Annotated in this window: 14 protein-coding genes; 12 read left to right on the top strand and 2 right to left on the bottom strand. The window is 69.7% G+C overall.

Annotation, left to right across the window (positions count from 1 at the left end):
* Positions 1–37 precede the first annotated feature (37 nt).
* From EZM51_RS18380 to EZM51_RS18340, 9 genes are all read left to right on the top strand, one after another.
* Positions 38–1144: a zinc-binding dehydrogenase gene (locus EZM51_RS18380; RefSeq protein ID WP_136709768.1), complete on the top strand. Its 1107-nt coding sequence runs from the start codon at positions 38–40 to the stop codon at positions 1142–1144.
* A gap of 17 nt (positions 1145–1161) precedes the next feature.
* Positions 1162–2295 (top strand): amidohydrolase family protein, encoded by a 1134-nt coding sequence (locus EZM51_RS18375; RefSeq protein WP_136709767.1) that lies wholly within the window; start codon positions 1162–1164, stop codon positions 2293–2295.
* Positions 2292–4070: an ABC transporter substrate-binding protein gene (locus tag EZM51_RS18370; RefSeq protein ID WP_136709766.1), complete on the top strand. Its 1779-nt coding sequence runs from the start codon at positions 2292–2294 to the stop codon at positions 4068–4070. The genes EZM51_RS18375 and EZM51_RS18370 overlap by 4 nt, the downstream gene beginning before the upstream one ends.
* Positions 4067–5098, top strand: coding sequence for an ABC transporter permease (locus tag EZM51_RS18365; protein WP_211195980.1), 1032 nt, complete (start codon positions 4067–4069; stop codon positions 5096–5098). Before EZM51_RS18370 ends, EZM51_RS18365 begins: the two co-directional genes overlap by 4 nt.
* Positions 5085–5969, top strand: coding sequence for an ABC transporter permease (locus EZM51_RS18360; RefSeq protein WP_136709765.1), 885 nt, complete (start codon positions 5085–5087; stop codon positions 5967–5969). The genes EZM51_RS18365 and EZM51_RS18360 overlap by 14 nt, the downstream gene beginning before the upstream one ends.
* Positions 5966–7036: an ABC transporter ATP-binding protein gene (locus EZM51_RS18355; protein WP_136709764.1), complete on the top strand. Its 1071-nt coding sequence runs from the start codon at positions 5966–5968 to the stop codon at positions 7034–7036. The genes EZM51_RS18360 and EZM51_RS18355 overlap by 4 nt, the downstream gene beginning before the upstream one ends.
* Positions 7033–8130, top strand: coding sequence for an oligopeptide/dipeptide ABC transporter ATP-binding protein (locus tag EZM51_RS18350; RefSeq protein ID WP_136709763.1), 1098 nt, complete (start codon positions 7033–7035; stop codon positions 8128–8130). Before EZM51_RS18355 ends, EZM51_RS18350 begins: the two co-directional genes overlap by 4 nt.
* Before the next feature lie 115 nt (positions 8131–8245).
* The gene (gene thrS / locus EZM51_RS18345; RefSeq protein WP_248305738.1) at positions 8246–10147 is read left to right on the top strand and encodes a threonine--tRNA ligase; all 1902 of its coding nucleotides are present in this window, start codon (positions 8246–8248) and stop codon (positions 10145–10147) included.
* Between the two features lies 1 nt (position 10148).
* Positions 10149–10712: an HIT domain-containing protein gene (locus EZM51_RS18340; RefSeq protein WP_136709761.1), complete on the top strand. Its 564-nt coding sequence runs from the start codon at positions 10149–10151 to the stop codon at positions 10710–10712.
* 69 nt (positions 10713–10781) lie between these two features.
* Here EZM51_RS18340 and pdxY read toward each other — a convergent pair whose 3' ends face one another.
* Together pdxY and EZM51_RS18330 are read right to left on the bottom strand one after the other, a co-directional pair.
* Positions 10782–11633: a pyridoxal kinase PdxY gene (pdxY, locus tag EZM51_RS18335; RefSeq protein WP_136709760.1), complete on the bottom strand. Its 852-nt coding sequence runs from the start codon at positions 11631–11633 to the stop codon at positions 10782–10784.
* A 7-nt stretch (positions 11634–11640) separates the two neighbouring features.
* Positions 11641–12984, bottom strand: a complete 1344-nt coding sequence (locus tag EZM51_RS18330; RefSeq protein WP_136709759.1) for an aminotransferase class I/II-fold pyridoxal phosphate-dependent enzyme — start codon at positions 12982–12984, stop codon at positions 11641–11643.
* A 123-nt stretch (positions 12985–13107) separates the two neighbouring features.
* Between EZM51_RS18330 and pdxS the strand changes: the two genes are divergently transcribed.
* Genes pdxS through EZM51_RS18315 form a run of 3 tightly spaced genes read left to right on the top strand, consistent with a single transcriptional unit; the run spans position 13108 to position 15178 of the window.
* Positions 13108–13998: a pyridoxal 5'-phosphate synthase lyase subunit PdxS gene (gene pdxS, locus EZM51_RS18325; RefSeq protein ID WP_136709758.1), complete on the top strand. Its 891-nt coding sequence runs from the start codon at positions 13108–13110 to the stop codon at positions 13996–13998.
* A 20-nt stretch (positions 13999–14018) separates the two neighbouring features.
* A complete protein-coding gene (gene pdxT / locus EZM51_RS18320; RefSeq protein ID WP_136709830.1) occupies positions 14019–14654 on the top strand; it encodes a pyridoxal 5'-phosphate synthase glutaminase subunit PdxT in 636 nt (211 codons plus the stop codon).
* On the top strand, positions 14651–15178 hold the full coding sequence (locus EZM51_RS18315) for a DUF1697 domain-containing protein (RefSeq protein ID WP_136709757.1): 528 nt from the start codon (positions 14651–14653) through the stop codon (positions 15176–15178). Before pdxT ends, EZM51_RS18315 begins: the two co-directional genes overlap by 4 nt.
* The last annotated feature ends 26 nt before the right edge of the window (positions 15179–15204 follow it).

Below are 15204 nucleotides of genomic sequence, written 5' to 3'. Positions count from 1 at the left end.
ACCCTGACCCGATCGCCACGAGAGATGTGAGACCCAGATGACAGACATGGTGCGTGCCGCCGTCCAGACCGGACCCCGCCAGATCGAGATGCGCGAGTTCCCGCGTCCGGTGATCGGACCCGACGACGGACTGCTGCGGGTCGAGGCCAACGGGATCTGCGGCAGCGATGTCGAGATCTACCGCGGCCACATGGGGATGAACCCGAACCCGTTCATCCCCGGACACGAGCCGATGGGCATCATCGAAGAGCTCGGCGACCGCGCGGCCGAGCGCTGGGGCGTGCAGGTGGGCGACCGCGTCGCGCTCGAGGTGATCGTGCCGTGCCGGGCCTGCGAGGACTGTCTCCTCGGGCGCTATCAGGCCTGCCGGTTCCGCAAGTACGGGCACGGCGTCACGGGGATCGAGGTGTCGCCGAGCCTGTGGGGCGGATTCGCCGAGTACCTCTACATCTCGCCGAACTCGGTGCTGCACAAGATCGACAAGACACTGCCCGCGGAGATCGCGGCGATGTACAACCCGCTCGGGGCGGGCGTGCGGTGGGCCGTCGACCTCGGCGAGGTGGGACTCGGCGACACGCTGGTCGTGCTCGGCGCCGGCCAGCGCGGTCTCGCCGCCGTCATCGCCGCCAAGTCCGTGGGTGCGGGCACCGTCATCGTCACGGGTCTCGCCGCCGACGCCCACAAGCTCGCCGTCGCCACGGAGCTCGGCGCGGATCACGTCCTCGTCGTGGACGGCGACGACGGACGAGACGTCGTCGAGGCGGTCACGGAGATCACCGGAGGCCGCATGGCCGACGTCGCACTGGACCTGACGCCGATGGCCGGCGGGCCCGTCATGGATGCCTTCCGCTCGGTACGCCACGGCGGGCGGGTGGTGCTCGCCGGGCTGAAGGGCAATCGCGAGCTCCCCATCGCCACCGACGTGATCATCAATCGGGGGCTCACCGTGAAGGGCGCCTTCGGTGTCGACGCGAGCGCGAACCGGCGAGCGATCGCGCTGCTCGAGTCGGGGCGGTTCCCCCTCGAGAAGCTGCACACGCACACCTTCGGCCTGGACGACGTCGGGCTGGCGATCGAGACCCTCGCGGGGGAGACCGACGACACGTCCGCCATCCACGTCTCGGTGCACCCGAGCTTCGCCTGACGCGACGAGGGGTCACCGTGATCATCGACGCCCACGCCCACCTGCTCCCGAAGGACTATCCCGACGACGCCCCGGAGTGCTTCCCGCACATGGAGCCGATAGAGGGGAGCACCGATCGCCTCCTGGTGTTCGGGCCGATGCGCTTCCCGGCGAAGGAGGTGTTCTTCGAGGCCGAGCGACGCCTCGAAGCCCAGGATGCCTCGGGGGTCGACGCAGAGGTCCTCAGCCCCATGCCGCCCCTGCTGCGGTACGACCTGCCCGCGCGCGACGGACTCGCCCTCGCCCGCCACGTCAACGAGTTCACGGCCGAGCTCGGTTCCCACGCGCCTGACCGGCTGATCGGCCTCGGCATGGTGCCGATGCAGGATCCGGATGCCGCGACCGCCGAACTCGCCGCCATCGCGGAGCTGGGACTGGCCGGCGTCGAGATCGCCTCGAACATCCTCGGGAGCTCGATCGGCGACGAGAAGTTCCTGCCGTTCTTCCAGGAGGCCGAGAAGCTGGGCATCTCCGTGTTCGTCCATGCGATGCCGTCGCCGATGGACCGGCTCCCGATGTCGGCGATGGGGACGTACGTGGTGGGCATCGAGGGGACGTTCGCCGCGGCATCCATGATCCTCGGCGGGACGGCCCATGCCTGTCCCGACCTTCGGATCTCGTTCAGCCATGCCGCCGGCGGGCTGGCGATGATGCTGCCGCGCGCCAACTACTTCTGGGGCGGTGCGTGGAACGAGGAGCCCAGGAACCTCGACCGGGCCGTCATGCCCGACGACGGGCCGTCGCCCCTCGAGATCGCCCGTCGCTTCTACTACGACTCGATGGTCTTCGACCACCGTGCCATCCGGTACCTGGTCGACCTGCTGGGCGCGGATCGCCTCCTGGTCGGTTCGGACTTCCCGGCGATGCTCCGCGAGGATCCGGTGGCCCGGACGCTCAGGTCGATGGAGCTTCCCGACGACGCCTGGCAGGACATCAGCTGGCGGAACGCCCTGCGCTGGCTCGGCCGCGACGTGCGGTCTCTGCCGTCGGATGGAAGTGCCATAGATCGCTCTCCCGGCCTGGACGAGACTTCCGGTGGAATCGGTTCCGGCTCAATGACGACCGCGGACGCGACTGGTGTCGCTGCCCCATACCAAGGGAAGATCACATGACGAGAAGTGCGAAGGGCGGGCGATCAGCGAAGCGGCTGATCGGCACGCTCGCCGTCGTAAGCGGACTGGCCATGGCGGCCACCGGATGCGTGAGCGGAGGTGGCGACGGCGGCAGTTCCGGTGCGGCCGGCGACCCGACGCCCGGCGGCGAACTGACGGTGCTGCTGGACTCCGGGTTCGCCGGAGGATGGGCCACGGGCCTGGACCCAGCGACGAGCAACACCACGGGCGCGAACCTCGCGCAGAATTCCGCCATCTTCGGCGGCCTGTTCACGCTCGAGCCCGACGGCGACGGCGGCGGCGAGATCGTGCCGAACCAGGCCGAGGCGTACAGCTGGTCGGACGACGGCCTGACGCTGACGATCACCCTCCGGGACGGCATCACGTTCACCGACGGGACGCCGCTGAACGCCGAGGCCGTCGTGTGGAACTGGATCCGAGCGCTGAACTCCGGCAGCACGGGGACGCCGCGGCTGCAGCTGGACGAGACCATCCCCGCTCCCGACCTCGGCGACGAGTTCATGACGAGCCTGTGGGAGGCGCTCCCGGCCGACGTCGACCGGGAGGCCGTCGAACGGCATCTCGGCGCCATCCAGGCCACCGACGAACTCACCGTCACCATGACTCTGACGGCCGTCAACGGAGCCCTCATCAACGGCTTCCCGACCTCGAGCTTCAACCTGATCGCGTCGCCGACCGCATACGCGGCGACCACGCCCGAGGAGTTCAGCCTCAACCCCGTGGGTGCCGGCCCCTTCGTCGTCGAGTCGAACAAGATGAGCGAGCGCCTCGAACTCACGAAGAACCCCGACTACTTCAAGCCGGGGCTGCCGTACCTCGACGCGATCAACTTCCAGTCGGTGGCCGGTGACCAGGTGGCCTACCAGACGCTGCTGGCCGGACAGGGCGACGTGATCGAGGGTCTCAGCTCGGTTCCGCTGATCACCGAGGCCACGAACAACCCCGACGTGGAGGTGCACCTCGGCGCACCGACCTCGCCGTACGTCGTGCAGCTGAACACGCGGGTCGCGCCGTTCGACGACATCCGGGCGCGCGAGGCGATCTACTACGCCACCGACTTCGAGGCGATCAACGAAGGCCTGTTCAAGGGCGAAGGCGAGATGAGCCAGACGTTCACCGCCTCCGGCGGGCTGTTCTACGAGCCGGAGGTCGACGGCTACCGCACCTACGATCTCGACAAGGCGAAGGCGCTCGTCGAGGAGCTCGGAGGCCTGACGGTGACCCTCGGCACGACCGACATCGTCACCGCACGATCGGTGATCACCGCGCTGCAGACGCAGTGGGCGGAGGCCGGCATCGACGTGACCATCAACGCCGAGCCGCTCGGCGACGTGATCACCCGGTTCATCAACGGCGACTGGCAGTCGCTCCTGCAGACCGCGGGCGCATGGGATCCGTCCGTCGGCATCGGCGTCGGCGTGCGATTCGGCTCCACGTCGCCGTTCAGCGGCACCCCGCTTCCGGAGGGCGCCGCCTCCGCCCAGGAGGCGTTGCAGAACGGATTGCAGACGGAGCTGGACGTCCTCCTCAATGAGGCCGTGGCGACCAACGACGAGGACGAGCGGAAGGCCAAGTACCTGGAGATCGCCACGTACATCTCCGACCAGGCGTATGCCCCGTTCGGCATGGCGTTCTCGCCGGCGCAGGTCATCCGCAAGGGCGTGCACGGACCGGGTCTCGACGACCCGATTCCCGCGCTGTCGGTCAATCAGGGCGTCCTGTACGACCGGGTCTGGGTGGCGAGCGGCCAGTGACCACGACGGTGGCCACGACGAGCATCCGGACCGAGGAGCGCGCGAGCCTCCTCGGCCGGGTGCTCGGCTCCCCTCTGGCCAGGCTGATCGCGCGGCGCATCCTCATCGCGACTCCGCTGTTGCTCGCCATCAGCATCCTCGTGTTCGCGATGCTCGAGGCCATCCCCGGCGACCCTGCTCGCAACCAGGCGGGCATGGATGCGACCGAGGAGCAGGTCGAGGCGGTCCGCAAGCAGATGGGACTGGATCGCCCCGCCGTCGAGCGATACCTCACGTGGCTCGGCGGGTTCGTCACCGGAAACCTCGGAAGGTCCTCGGTGAGCGAGCAGCCGGTCACGTCGCTCCTGGCCGAACGGATGCCGGTCACGATCGAACTCGTCGCGCTCGCGTTCCTCGTCTCCCTGGCGATCGCGATCCCGGTCGCGCTGCTGGCGGCTCGCAAGCCCGGCGGGGTGTTCGATCGCGTGGTGATGGTCATCTCGATGACGCTGCTGGCCGTGCCGAACTACGTGATGGCACTGCTGCTCGTGCTCGTGTTCGCCGTGACGCTGCGGTCGCTCCCCGCGATCGGCTACGTGTCCCTCGACGACGGACTGCTGGCCAACCTCCGATCGGTCACCCTTCCCGTGCTCGCCCTCGCGATCCCCCTCGCGTGCTTCTACGCGAGGTTCCTGCGCGGCGACCTCGTCGAGCAGATGAACTCCGCGGACTACGTCGAGACGGCCCGCGCGAAGGGCGTCACGCCGTGGAAGGTGCTCTGGGGCCACGCCTTCCGCAACTCGTCCTTCGGCCTGCTCACGCTGGTCGGCCTCAACATCGGCGGGCTCGTCGGCGGCACCGTCATCGTCGAGCAGATCTTCTCCATGCCCGGCCTGGGCGTGCTGATGCTGCAGGGCGTGATGAGCCGCGACACCGCCGTCGTCCAGATCTGCGTCTTCATCTTCGCGGCCGTCGCGGTCCTCGCGAACCTGGTCGTCGACGTGATGTACGCCGTGCTCGATCCGAGGATTCGCTATGGCCATCGCTGACGCCTCCATCGGTGCCGCTCTCGTCCCGAGCGACGCGGTATCCCGCAACGAACGCTGGGCGAGGATTCGCCGCCGGCTCGTGGTGTGGGTGCCGGCCGGCTCCGTGACGTTCCTGCTGCTCCTCTGCTTCGTGGGACCGTTCGTCCTCCCGCTGCCCTCGCCGATCGGCGGGAGCGTGCTGGACAGCGGCCTTCCGCCGGGCACCGCGGGACATCCGCTCGGCACCGACGTCAACGGCAACGACGTGCTCTCGCGACTCATCTACGGGGGCAGGGCCTCGCTCACGATCGCCATCGCGACGAACGTCATCGGACTCGTCGTCGGCGGGGGCATCGGCGCCGTCTCGGGCTTCCTGGGCGGCAAGGCGGACACCGTGATCATGCGCGCCCTGGACGTGCTGATCGCCTTCCCGTCCCTCGTCCTGACCATCGCGATCGCCCAGATCCTGGGCCCGAGCGTGCCGAACACGATCTTGGCGCTCTCGGCGTTCAGCGTTCCGGCGGTCGCGCGCATCGCACGCTCCGCGACGCTGAAGATCGCGAACATGCCGTTCATCCAGGCGGCGGAGCTGAGCGGCAGCACGACGTGGCGCACCCTCACGCGGCACGTCGTGCCGAACATCACCCCGCAGATGCTGAACTTCGCGCTGCTGGGCATGGGCATCGTGATCGTCACCGAGGGTGCGCTGAGCTTCCTCGGCATGGGCATCCCGGCTCCCGCTCCGAGCTGGGGGAACATGATCTTCGAGGGGCAGCAGTCGCTGTCGGCGACCCCGCTCCTCGTGCTCTGGCCGAGCCTCGCACTGCTGGTCACCGTGCTCTCCTTCAACATGCTCGGAGAGAACGTACGAGATGAAATGAGCGGTCGATGAAGACTCTCGAGGACACCGCCGTGCCCGTCACGGCCGAGATCCACCCCGACGCCGTGCTGCTCGTCGAGGACCTGCGAGTGACCTTCGCGCGGAGCGGCCCTCCCGTCCACGCGGTGAACGGTATCTCCTATCAGCTCAGGGCCGGGCAGATGCTCGCGATCATCGGCGAGTCCGGCTCCGGCAAATCGGTCAGCGTGCGCGCCCTCATGGGCCTGCTCCCGCCCAGCGCCCGCATCACCGGTTCGGCCAGGCTCGTCGGGACCGAGCTGGTCGGGCTCGACGAGCGGTCGATGCGGCAGATCCGCGGCCGGGACATCGCCATGGTGTTCCAGGATCCGGCGCGATCACTCAACCCCACCATGAGCGTCGGCGCGCAGATCGTCGAAGCGATCCGCACCCATCGCAGGGAGGTGCGAAAGGCCGCGGCGGCCGATCGAGCGGTCGAGCTGCTCAAGCTCGTGCGCCTTCCCGCCGCGGAACGCCGATTCCACGAGTATCCGCACCAGCTGTCCGGGGGCATGCGGCAGCGGGTGATGATCGCCATCGCGCTCGCATCGAATCCGAAGGTGCTGATCGCCGATGAGGCGACCACGGCGCTGGATGTCACCACCCAGGCGCAGATCATGGAGCTGCTGGTGGATCTGCAGCAGCGGCTGGGCACGGCCGTGGTCATCATCAGTCACGATCTCGGCCTGGCGGCCAGCTACGCGGACGAGGTGCTCGTGATGTACGCCGGACGGATCGTCGAACAGGCCGAGACCGCAGCCCTGTTCCGGAACGTGCGGATGCCGTACACGAAGGCGCTGCTCGGAGCGATCCCGCAGCTGTCGACGCCCTCCCACTCGCTGCTCGCCGTCATCGGCGGCCAGCCCCCCGACCTCTCGGCACTGCCGCCCGGCTGCGCGTTCGAGCCCAGGTGCCCGCGCGCCGACGAGCAGTGCACGGTGCGTCCGGAGTTGACCGAGCACGAGCCGCGTCATCGGTACGCCTGCTGGCACCCTCACCTCGACGCCGATCGGGCGACACCGCCCGAAGGCGCCGTGACCGAAGGAGAGGGTCAGTCGTGAACGAGCGGGATGACGCGACCTCGGCGACGGCGGGCGGCGCGGACCTGCCGCTGCTGTCGGTGCGGCACATCGTGCAGGAGTACGTGAGCCGCGGGCCCGGCGGCGTGAAGGCGGGCATCGTGCACGCAGTTTCGGATGTCTCATTCGACCTGGGCGTCGGCGAGACGCTGGGCATCGTCGGCGAGACCGGATCCGGGAAGTCCACCCTCGCGCGAGCGACGATCCAGGTGGAACGGCCGAAGTCGGGCGAGGTGTGGTTCAAGGGCCGCAACCTCGTGGAGCTGTCCAAGCGGGAGCTGCGGCATGCCCGCCGCGACATCCAGATGGTCTACCAGGACCCCTTCGGATCGTTGAACCCGAGGTGGCGGGTGGAGGACGTCGTGGCCGAGCCGTTGATCGGGCACACCGACTTGGGCAAGGCGCAGCGGCGCGCTCGGGTGACCGAGCTCCTGGACCTCGTCGGGCTCAACCCCGACGTCTACCTGCGGCGGCGTCCCCTCGAACTCTCGGGCGGGCAGGCCCAGCGCGTCGCCATCGCGCGAGCGATCGCCACGAATCCCGCGCTCATCATCTGCGACGAGGCCATCTCCTCGCTGGACGTCCTCATCCAGGCGCAGATCATGAACCTGTTCGAGAAGCTCCGGGCCGAGCTGGGGCTGTCCTACGTGTTCATCGCCCACGATCTCGCCACGGTCAAGCAGCTGAGCGACGTGGTCGCCGTGATGCATCTCGGTCAGCTCGCCGAGGTGGGGACCGCCGAACGGGTCTACGGATCGCCGCGGCATCCGTACACCCGGGCGCTCCTCGATTCGATCCCGGGACTGGATCCCGAGACCGGCATCGCGCGACGCCCCGTGACCCTTCGCGGCGAGCCGCCGTCGCCCCTGCACCCGCCGTCGGGATGCCGGTTCCGCACGCGCTGCCCCAGGGCGCAGGACACCTGCGCCGTCGAGGAGCCGCGGCCCGTGGACGTCGGCGGGGGCCATCGGGTCGCGTGCCATTTCCCGCTCGAGACCGAACCGACCGTGTCGGTCGAGTCGCTGCGCGCATCGATGCCGGTCCGTTCGCCCGTGAGGGCGGGGCCCGTGGCCTGATGCGGCGGGCGAGGTGATCCGGTCGCACTACAGTTGAAGGGTTCGATTCGACTGACAGGAGTGGATCACAGTGGCCGATGGCTTCGAGCTCTTCACCGATCGATCCGTTGTCGCGATGCGCGTCAACGGCGAGCTCAAGGACCTCGCCACGACGGTGACCGACGCCGACGTCGTCGAGCCGGTGACGATCGACTCGCCCGACGGCCTGAGCATCCTGCGCCACTCCACCGCGCACGTGCTCGCCCAGGCCGTGCAGAACGTCAATCCCGAGGCGAAGCTCGGCATCGGCCCGCCCGTCACCGACGGCTTCTACTACGACTTCGACGTGGCCGAGCCGTTCACACCCGACGACCTCAAGGCCCTCGACAAGGAGATGGCCCGCATCATCCGCGCCGGCCAGCGCTTCGTACGACGCGCCGTGAGCGACGACGAGGCCCGCGCGGAGCTCGCGAGCGAGCCCTACAAGCTCGAGCTCATCGGGCTCAAGGGCCACGCGAGCGGCACCGAGCAGTTCGAGGAGAGCGAGTCGGTGGAGGTCGGCGGGGCCGAGCTCACGATCTACGACAACGTCGACCCGAAGACCGGCGAGGTCGCATGGAAGGATCTCTGCCGGGGTCCGCACCTCCCGAACACGCGCATGATCGGCAACGGCTGGGCGCTCATGCGCGTGGCGGCGGCGTACTGGCGCGGGTCGGAGAAGAACCAGCAGTTGCAGCGCATCTACGGCACCGCCTGGCCGACGAAGGACGAGCTGCGCGCGTACCAGCACCGCCTCGAGGAGGCGGCGCGTCGCGATCACCGCAAGCTCGGCACCGAGCTCGACCTGTTCTCGTTCCCGGAGGAGATCGGCTCGGGCCTGCCGGTGTTCCACCCCAAGGGCGGGGTCATCAGGCGCGAGATGGAGGACTACGTTCGCCGCCGCCACATCGAGGAGGGGTTCCAGTACGTCTCGACCCCGCACATCACGAAGGCGCACGTCTTCGAGCTGTCGGGTCACCTGCCGTACTACAAGGACACCATGTTCCCGCCGATGGAGCTCGAGAACAGCGAGTACTACCTCAAGGCGATGAACTGCCCGATGCAGAACCTCATCTTCCGGTCGCGGGGCCGTTCCTATCGCGAGTTGCCGCTGCGGTTCTTCGAGTTCGGAACGGTCTACCGCTACGAGAAGTCAGGCGTCGTGCAGGGCCTCACCCGCGTGCGCGGCCTCACCCAGGACGACTCGCACAGCTACGTCACGCCCGAACAGGCGCCGGGGGAGATCAAGCACCTGCTCGATTTCGTGCTCGGCCTGCTGCGAGACTTCGGACTCGAGGACTTCTATCTCGAGCTGTCCACTCGCGACGAGAACTCCGACAAGTTCAAGGGCTCCGACGAGCAGTGGGAGGTCGCCACGAACGTCCTTCGCGAGGTCGCGGAGGCCTCCGGGCTCGAGCTCGTGCCCGACCCGGGCGGCGCCGCCTTCTATGGGCCCAAGATCTCGGTGCAGGCGCGCGACGCCATCGGCCGGACCTGGCAGATGTCGACCATCCAGTACGACTTCAACCAGCCCGAGGGCTTCGGCCTCGAGTACACCGCAGCCGACGGCACGCACCAGCAGCCGGTCATGATCCACTCGGCGAAGTTCGGCTCGATCGAGCGGTTCTTCGGCGTGCTCACCGAGCACTACGCCGGTGCCTTCCCGGTGTGGCTCGCGCCGGTGCAGGTGGTCGGCATCCCCGTCGCCGACGAGTACGCCGAGTACCTCGGCGGGATCATCGAGGAGCTCCGCCGGGCCGGGGTGCGCGCCGAGCTCGACACGAGCGACGATCGCATGCAGAAGAAGATCCGCACGCACACCCAGCAGAAGGTGCCGTTCCAGCTCATCGCGGGCGAGAACGACCGGGCGGGCGAGACCGTCAGCTTCCGGTTCCGCGACGGCAGCCAGGAGAACGGCGTGCCGATCGCGGACGCCGTCCGGCGTATCCGGGCCGCCATCGACGACCGACGCCAGGTGACGACGAAGGACGAACTCTGACGTGAGCGCCTACCAGCCGGATGAGTTCGAGGGCGTGCCGACGGATGCCTCCGCCGCCATCGCCGGGGTCCCCGACGCGTTCCAGCGGCTGTGGACGCCGCATCGGCTCGTCTACATCCAGCACGGCCAGCAGCCCGACGAGCACGCCTGCCCGTTCTGTCGCGCGCCCGAGCTGACCGACGAGGAGTCGCTGATCGTCGCACGCGGCACGCACGCGTTCGTGCTGCTCAACCTGTATCCATACAACAGCGGTCACCTGCTCGTGTGCCCGTACCGGCACGTCGCGACCTACGACGAGGCGTCCGAGGAGGAGGTCGCTGAGATCGGCGAGCTCACGCAGGTCGCGATGCGCGTCGTCAAGCGGGTGTCGCGGTGCGACGGCTTCAACATCGGCATGAACCAGGGTCGCATCGCCGGCGCGGGCATCGCCGAGCACCTGCACCAGCACATCGTGCCGCGGTGGGCGCTCGACTCGAACTTCTTCCCGATCATCGCCGGCACGAAGGCGCTGCCGCGCCTGCTCGGCGAGGTGCGGCACGAGATCGCCGAGGCCTGGCCGGCCTGAGCGGCGGCGCCGTGACACGCTCGGGTTCCGGATGCCCCGGCTGCACGCGCAGTCGGGGCATCCGCCGTCTCAGCGGACCTGACGCACCTCGAACTGCATCCGCGGGTGCGCGTACGCCTCCTGCGACTCGACGAGCTGCAGCTCGCGTTCGCCCGACTCGAAGGTGTTCTCGAGCAGGTCGAACACGCTCGACGCGCTGCGCGCGAGGGCGTCGGCCGCGTCGCCCGTGTGGCGGTAGTGGGCGGTGAAGAGCGCCGCCGTGACATCCCCCGAGCCGTTCGCCTTCAGCGGCAGGAGCGGGGTCTGCACGATCCACGCACCGCGGTCGTCGACGGCGAGCATCTCGATCGTGCCGTCCTCGCGATCGGGCCGCTCGACGCTCGTGACGAGCACGGTGCGCGGGCCCGAGGCCCGTGCCAGGTCGACCGACTCGAGCGTCGACTCGAGCGAGCCCGGCTCCGTTCCGGTGAGGTAGCCGAGCTCGAACTGGTTCGGCGTGATGAGATCGGCGGCGGGCACCACGCGGTCGCGCAGCAGCACGGGGATCGCCGGCGCGACGAAGCATCCGCTCTTCGCGTTGCCCATCACCGGGTCGCACGAGTAGATGGCGGCCGGGTTGGCGGCCTTGACGCGGGCGACCGTGTCGAGGATGACGTCGGCGATGCCCTCCGAGCCCTGGTAGCCCGAGAGGACGACGTCGATCTGCGGGAACACGCCGCGGTCCTCGACGCCGGCGATCACCTCGCGCACGTCGTCGGGGCTGATCAGGGGGCCGCGCCATGCCCCGTAGCCGGTGTGGTTCGAGAAGTTGACGGTGTAGACCGGCATGACCTCGACGCCGATGCGCTGGAGCGGGAAGACGGCCGCGGAGTTGCCGACGTGGCCGTAGGCGACGGCGGACTGGATGGAGAGGACCTTCACCCCTCGATCATTCCACCTCGGGAGCGACGAGGCGCCCGCCGGCGGCCCGCACGGCGGCGGCGATGTCGGCGGCGAGCCGATCGGCGTCGGCATCGCCGAGGTCGTGCACGGTGAGTCGCAGCCTGCGGCTCGCGTCGGACGCGTCGGCGAGGGCGAACTCGTCGCCCGCGCGGACGAGCCAGCCGCGTCGCATCAACTGCTCCGACACGTCGCGCGCCGGCACCGGCAGCGCGACCCAGAGGTTGAGCCCGTCGCCGGCCGCGGCGGGAACGCCGAGCGCGGAGAGACGGGCGGCGAACGCGTCGTTGCGGGCGGCGTACTGCGCACCGGCCTCCGCGATCTGCGCGGCGACCTCGGGGTCGGTCGCCAGCGTGAGCACGAGGCGCTGCAGGAGGTGGCTCACCCAGGTGGTGCCGGGCGTGAGCCGCATCGCGAGCCGCTCCGCGGTCTCGGGATCGGATGCGGTGACCGCGAGGCACATGTCGGGGCCGAGGAACTTCGACACCGAGCGCACGAGCGCCCACCGCCGGTGGTCGGCGCCGATGAGCGAGCGGAACGGGCGACGCGAGAGCATCGAGAAGTGGTCGTCCTCGATGACGAGGACGTACGGATGCGCTCGCAGCACCTCGCGCAGTTGCTCCGCCCGCCGCTCCGACAGGCTCGCGCCGGTCGGATTCTGCGCCCTCGGCGTGCAGACGACCGCGCGCACGCCCTGGTCGAGCGCGGAACGCAGCCCTTCCACCGTCATGCCCTCGTCGTCGACCGGGACCGGAACGGCCCGGTACCCGCCGACGTGGACCGTGTGGATGCTCGTCAGGAAGCACGGATCCTCGAGCGCCACCGCGTCGTCGCGGACGAGCGCCTGCGCGAGGAGTCGCTCCACCGCGTCGGCCGCGCCGCTCGTGATCGTGAGCCGGAGGTCCGACGGCGCGAGATCGGCGCGCATCCACGCGTCGGCCCAACGCTCGAGGCCGGGATCGATGACCGGCTCGCCGTACAGCACCGGCCGGCCGGCCATGCCCGCGAGCGCGCGGGACGGGTCGGGGATGAGGTCGGGGTCGGGGTTCCCGGTCGCGACGTCGCGGAGCACGCTGTCGGCGGCGAACCCCTCCTGCGCGACGGCGGACCGGCCGGCCACGTGCGTGCCACCGCGTCCGCGGGTGACGACCATGCCCGCCGCGGTGAGCTGCCGATAGGCCGCGACGGCCGTGTTGCGGTTGACGCCGAGGTCGTCGGCGAGGTTGCGCACGGGCGGGAGCGGGTCGCCGGGCCGCAGCGCGCCGCGTTCGATGAGCGCGCGCACGCTCGCGGCGATGTCGGCGGCCGATCGGCCGGTGATCTCGAGGGTCATGTCACGCTTCCTGGCTGCTCTCGGTGGAGCGTCTGGTCCATGCTATCGTTTTGGCCTAGGCCAAGCCGACGCGTTGTGCGACGAGCTGTGCGAGTTCGCGTCATCCATTGAAGGGAATCCCTGATGAGCACTGCCCAGACCGGCTCCAGCCGCGTGAAGCGCGGCCTCGCCGAGATGCTGAAGGGCGGCGTCATCATGGACGTCGTCACCCCCGAGCAGGCGCGCATCGCCGAGGACGCCGGCGCCGTCGCGGTCATGGCGCTCGAGCGCGTGCCGGCCGACATCCGCGCCCAAGGCGGCGTCGCCCGGATGAGCGACCCCGACCTCATCGAGGCGATCATCGCCGAAGTCTCGATCCCCGTGATGGCGAAGGCCCGCATCGGCCACTTCGTCGAGGCACAGGTGCTGCAGGCCCTCGACGTCGACTACATCGACGAGTCCGAGGTGCTCTCGCCCGCCGACTACGTGAACCACATCGACAAGTGGCAGTTCAACACGCCCTTCGTGTGCGGCGCCACCAACCTCGGCGAGGCGCTGCGCCGCATCAACGAGGGTGCGGCCATGATCCGCTCGAAGGGCGAGGCCGGCACGGGCGACGTCTCCGAGGCCACCAAGCACATCCGCAAGATCACGGGCGAGATCAACCAGCTGAAGTCGATGACCCGCGACGAGATCTACGTGGCCGCCAAGGAGCTGCAGGCGCCGTACGAGCTCGTGCTCGAGGTCGCCGAGACCGGCAAGCTCCCGGTCGTGCTGTTCACGGCCGGTGGCGTCGCGACGCCGGCGGATGCCGCGATGATGATGCAGCTCGGCGCCGACGGCGTCTTCGTGGGCTCGGGCATCTTCAAGTCGGGCAACCCCGAGCAGCGCGCCGCGGCCATCGTCAAGGCGACCACCTTCTACGACGACCCGTCGGTCATCGCGGATGTCTCGCGCGGCCTCGGCGAGGCCATGGTCGGCATCAACGTCGGCGACCTCGCCGCTCCGCACCGGCTCGCCGAGCGCGGCTGGTGACGACGCTCCGCAGCGAGTCGATCGGCGCGGGGGAGGCGGCTTCGGCCGGCCCCCGCGTCGGCGTCCTGGCGCTCCAGGGCGACTTCCGCGAGCACGCCCACGTGCTCGCCAGGCTCGGCGCGCACGTCTCGCTCGTGCGCAGGCCCGAGGAGCTCGCGGCGGTCGACGGTCTCGTCATCCCGGGTGGCGAGTCGACCGTCATGGACAAGCTCGCGCGCGCGTACGGCCTCGCCGAGCCGCTGCGGGCCGCCATCGCCGCCGGCATGCCCGTGTACGGCACGTGCGCCGGGCTCATCATGCTCGCCGACACCATCCTCGACGCGATCGCCGGCCAGCAGACGCTCGGCGGCCTCGACGTCGTGGTTCGCCGCAACGCGTTCGGCTCCCAGAACCAGTCGTTCGAGACCGATCTCGACATCCCCGCACTCGGCGCCGAGCCGGTGCACGCGGTGTTCATCCGCGGCCCGGTCGTCGAGTCGGTCGGTCCCCGTGCCACGCCGCTCGCGACCCTCGCCGACGGACGCGTGGTCGCCGTCGAGCAGGGCAACCTGCTCGGCACGAGCTTCCACCCCGAGATCACCGGCGAGTACCGCTTCCACGAGTACTTCCTCGACCGGGTGCGGAGCCGGAGCCTGAGCCGGAGCCGGAACGGATGACCCGGTACGTCGCGCTCCTCCGCGGGGTGAACGTCGGCGGCATCACGATCCGCTCGGCGGACCTCCGCGCGCTGTTCGACGAGCTCGGATTCGGCGACGTGCGCACCGTGCTCGCGAGCGGCAACGTCGTGTTCACGGGCGAGGGACCGGATGCCGCGGCGATCAAGTCCCGCATCGAACGCGCCCTCTCCGCGCGATTCGGATACCAGGCGTGGATCGTGCTCATCACGCACGACGAACTCGAGCGGGCCATCGAGCGGTTCCCGTTCGACGCCGGTGACGCGGGCCGGCAGCCGTACGTCGTCTTCACGTCGGACGCCGCCGTGCTCGACGACCTCCTCGACGACGTCGGGCGGTTCGACCCCGACGTCGATCCGCTCGCCCGCGGCGACGGCGTCGTCTACTGGAACCCCGTGAAGGGCACCACGGTCGACACGCCCTTCGCGAAGCGCCTCGGCAGGGCCGAGTACAAGCCCACGACGACCAACCGCAACCTCCGGACCCTGCGCAGGCTCCTCGGCTGACTGTGAGGATGGCGTTCGCAGCCTGA

The organism is Agromyces sp. H66, from assembly GCF_004959775.1.
Taxonomy (GTDB): domain Bacteria; phylum Actinomycetota; class Actinomycetes; order Actinomycetales; family Microbacteriaceae; genus Agromyces.
This window is presented reverse-complemented; position numbering and strand designations above follow the sequence as displayed.

Excerpts from the sequence above, each read along its gene's own strand:
- EZM51_RS18380 (WP_136709768.1), top strand. The coding sequence starts at position 38 with ATGACAGACATGGTGCGTGCCGCCGTCCAGACCGGACCCCGCCAGATC.
- EZM51_RS18370 (WP_136709766.1), top strand. The coding sequence starts at position 2,292 with ATGACGAGAAGTGCGAAGGGCGGGCGATCAGCGAAGCGGCTGATCGGC.
- EZM51_RS18360 (WP_136709765.1), top strand. The coding sequence starts at position 5,085 with ATGGCCATCGCTGACGCCTCCATCGGTGCCGCTCTCGTCCCGAGCGAC.
- EZM51_RS18355 (WP_136709764.1), top strand. The coding sequence starts at position 5,966 with ATGAAGACTCTCGAGGACACCGCCGTGCCCGTCACGGCCGAGATCCAC.
- thrS (WP_248305738.1), top strand. The coding sequence starts at position 8,246 with ATGCGCGTCAACGGCGAGCTCAAGGACCTCGCCACGACGGTGACCGAC.
- EZM51_RS18330 (WP_136709759.1), bottom strand. The coding sequence starts at position 12,984 with ATGACCCTCGAGATCACCGGCCGATCGGCCGCCGACATCGCCGCGAGC.
- pdxS (WP_136709758.1), top strand. The coding sequence starts at position 13,108 with ATGAGCACTGCCCAGACCGGCTCCAGCCGCGTGAAGCGCGGCCTCGCC.
- EZM51_RS18315 (WP_136709757.1), top strand. The coding sequence starts at position 14,651 with ATGACCCGGTACGTCGCGCTCCTCCGCGGGGTGAACGTCGGCGGCATC.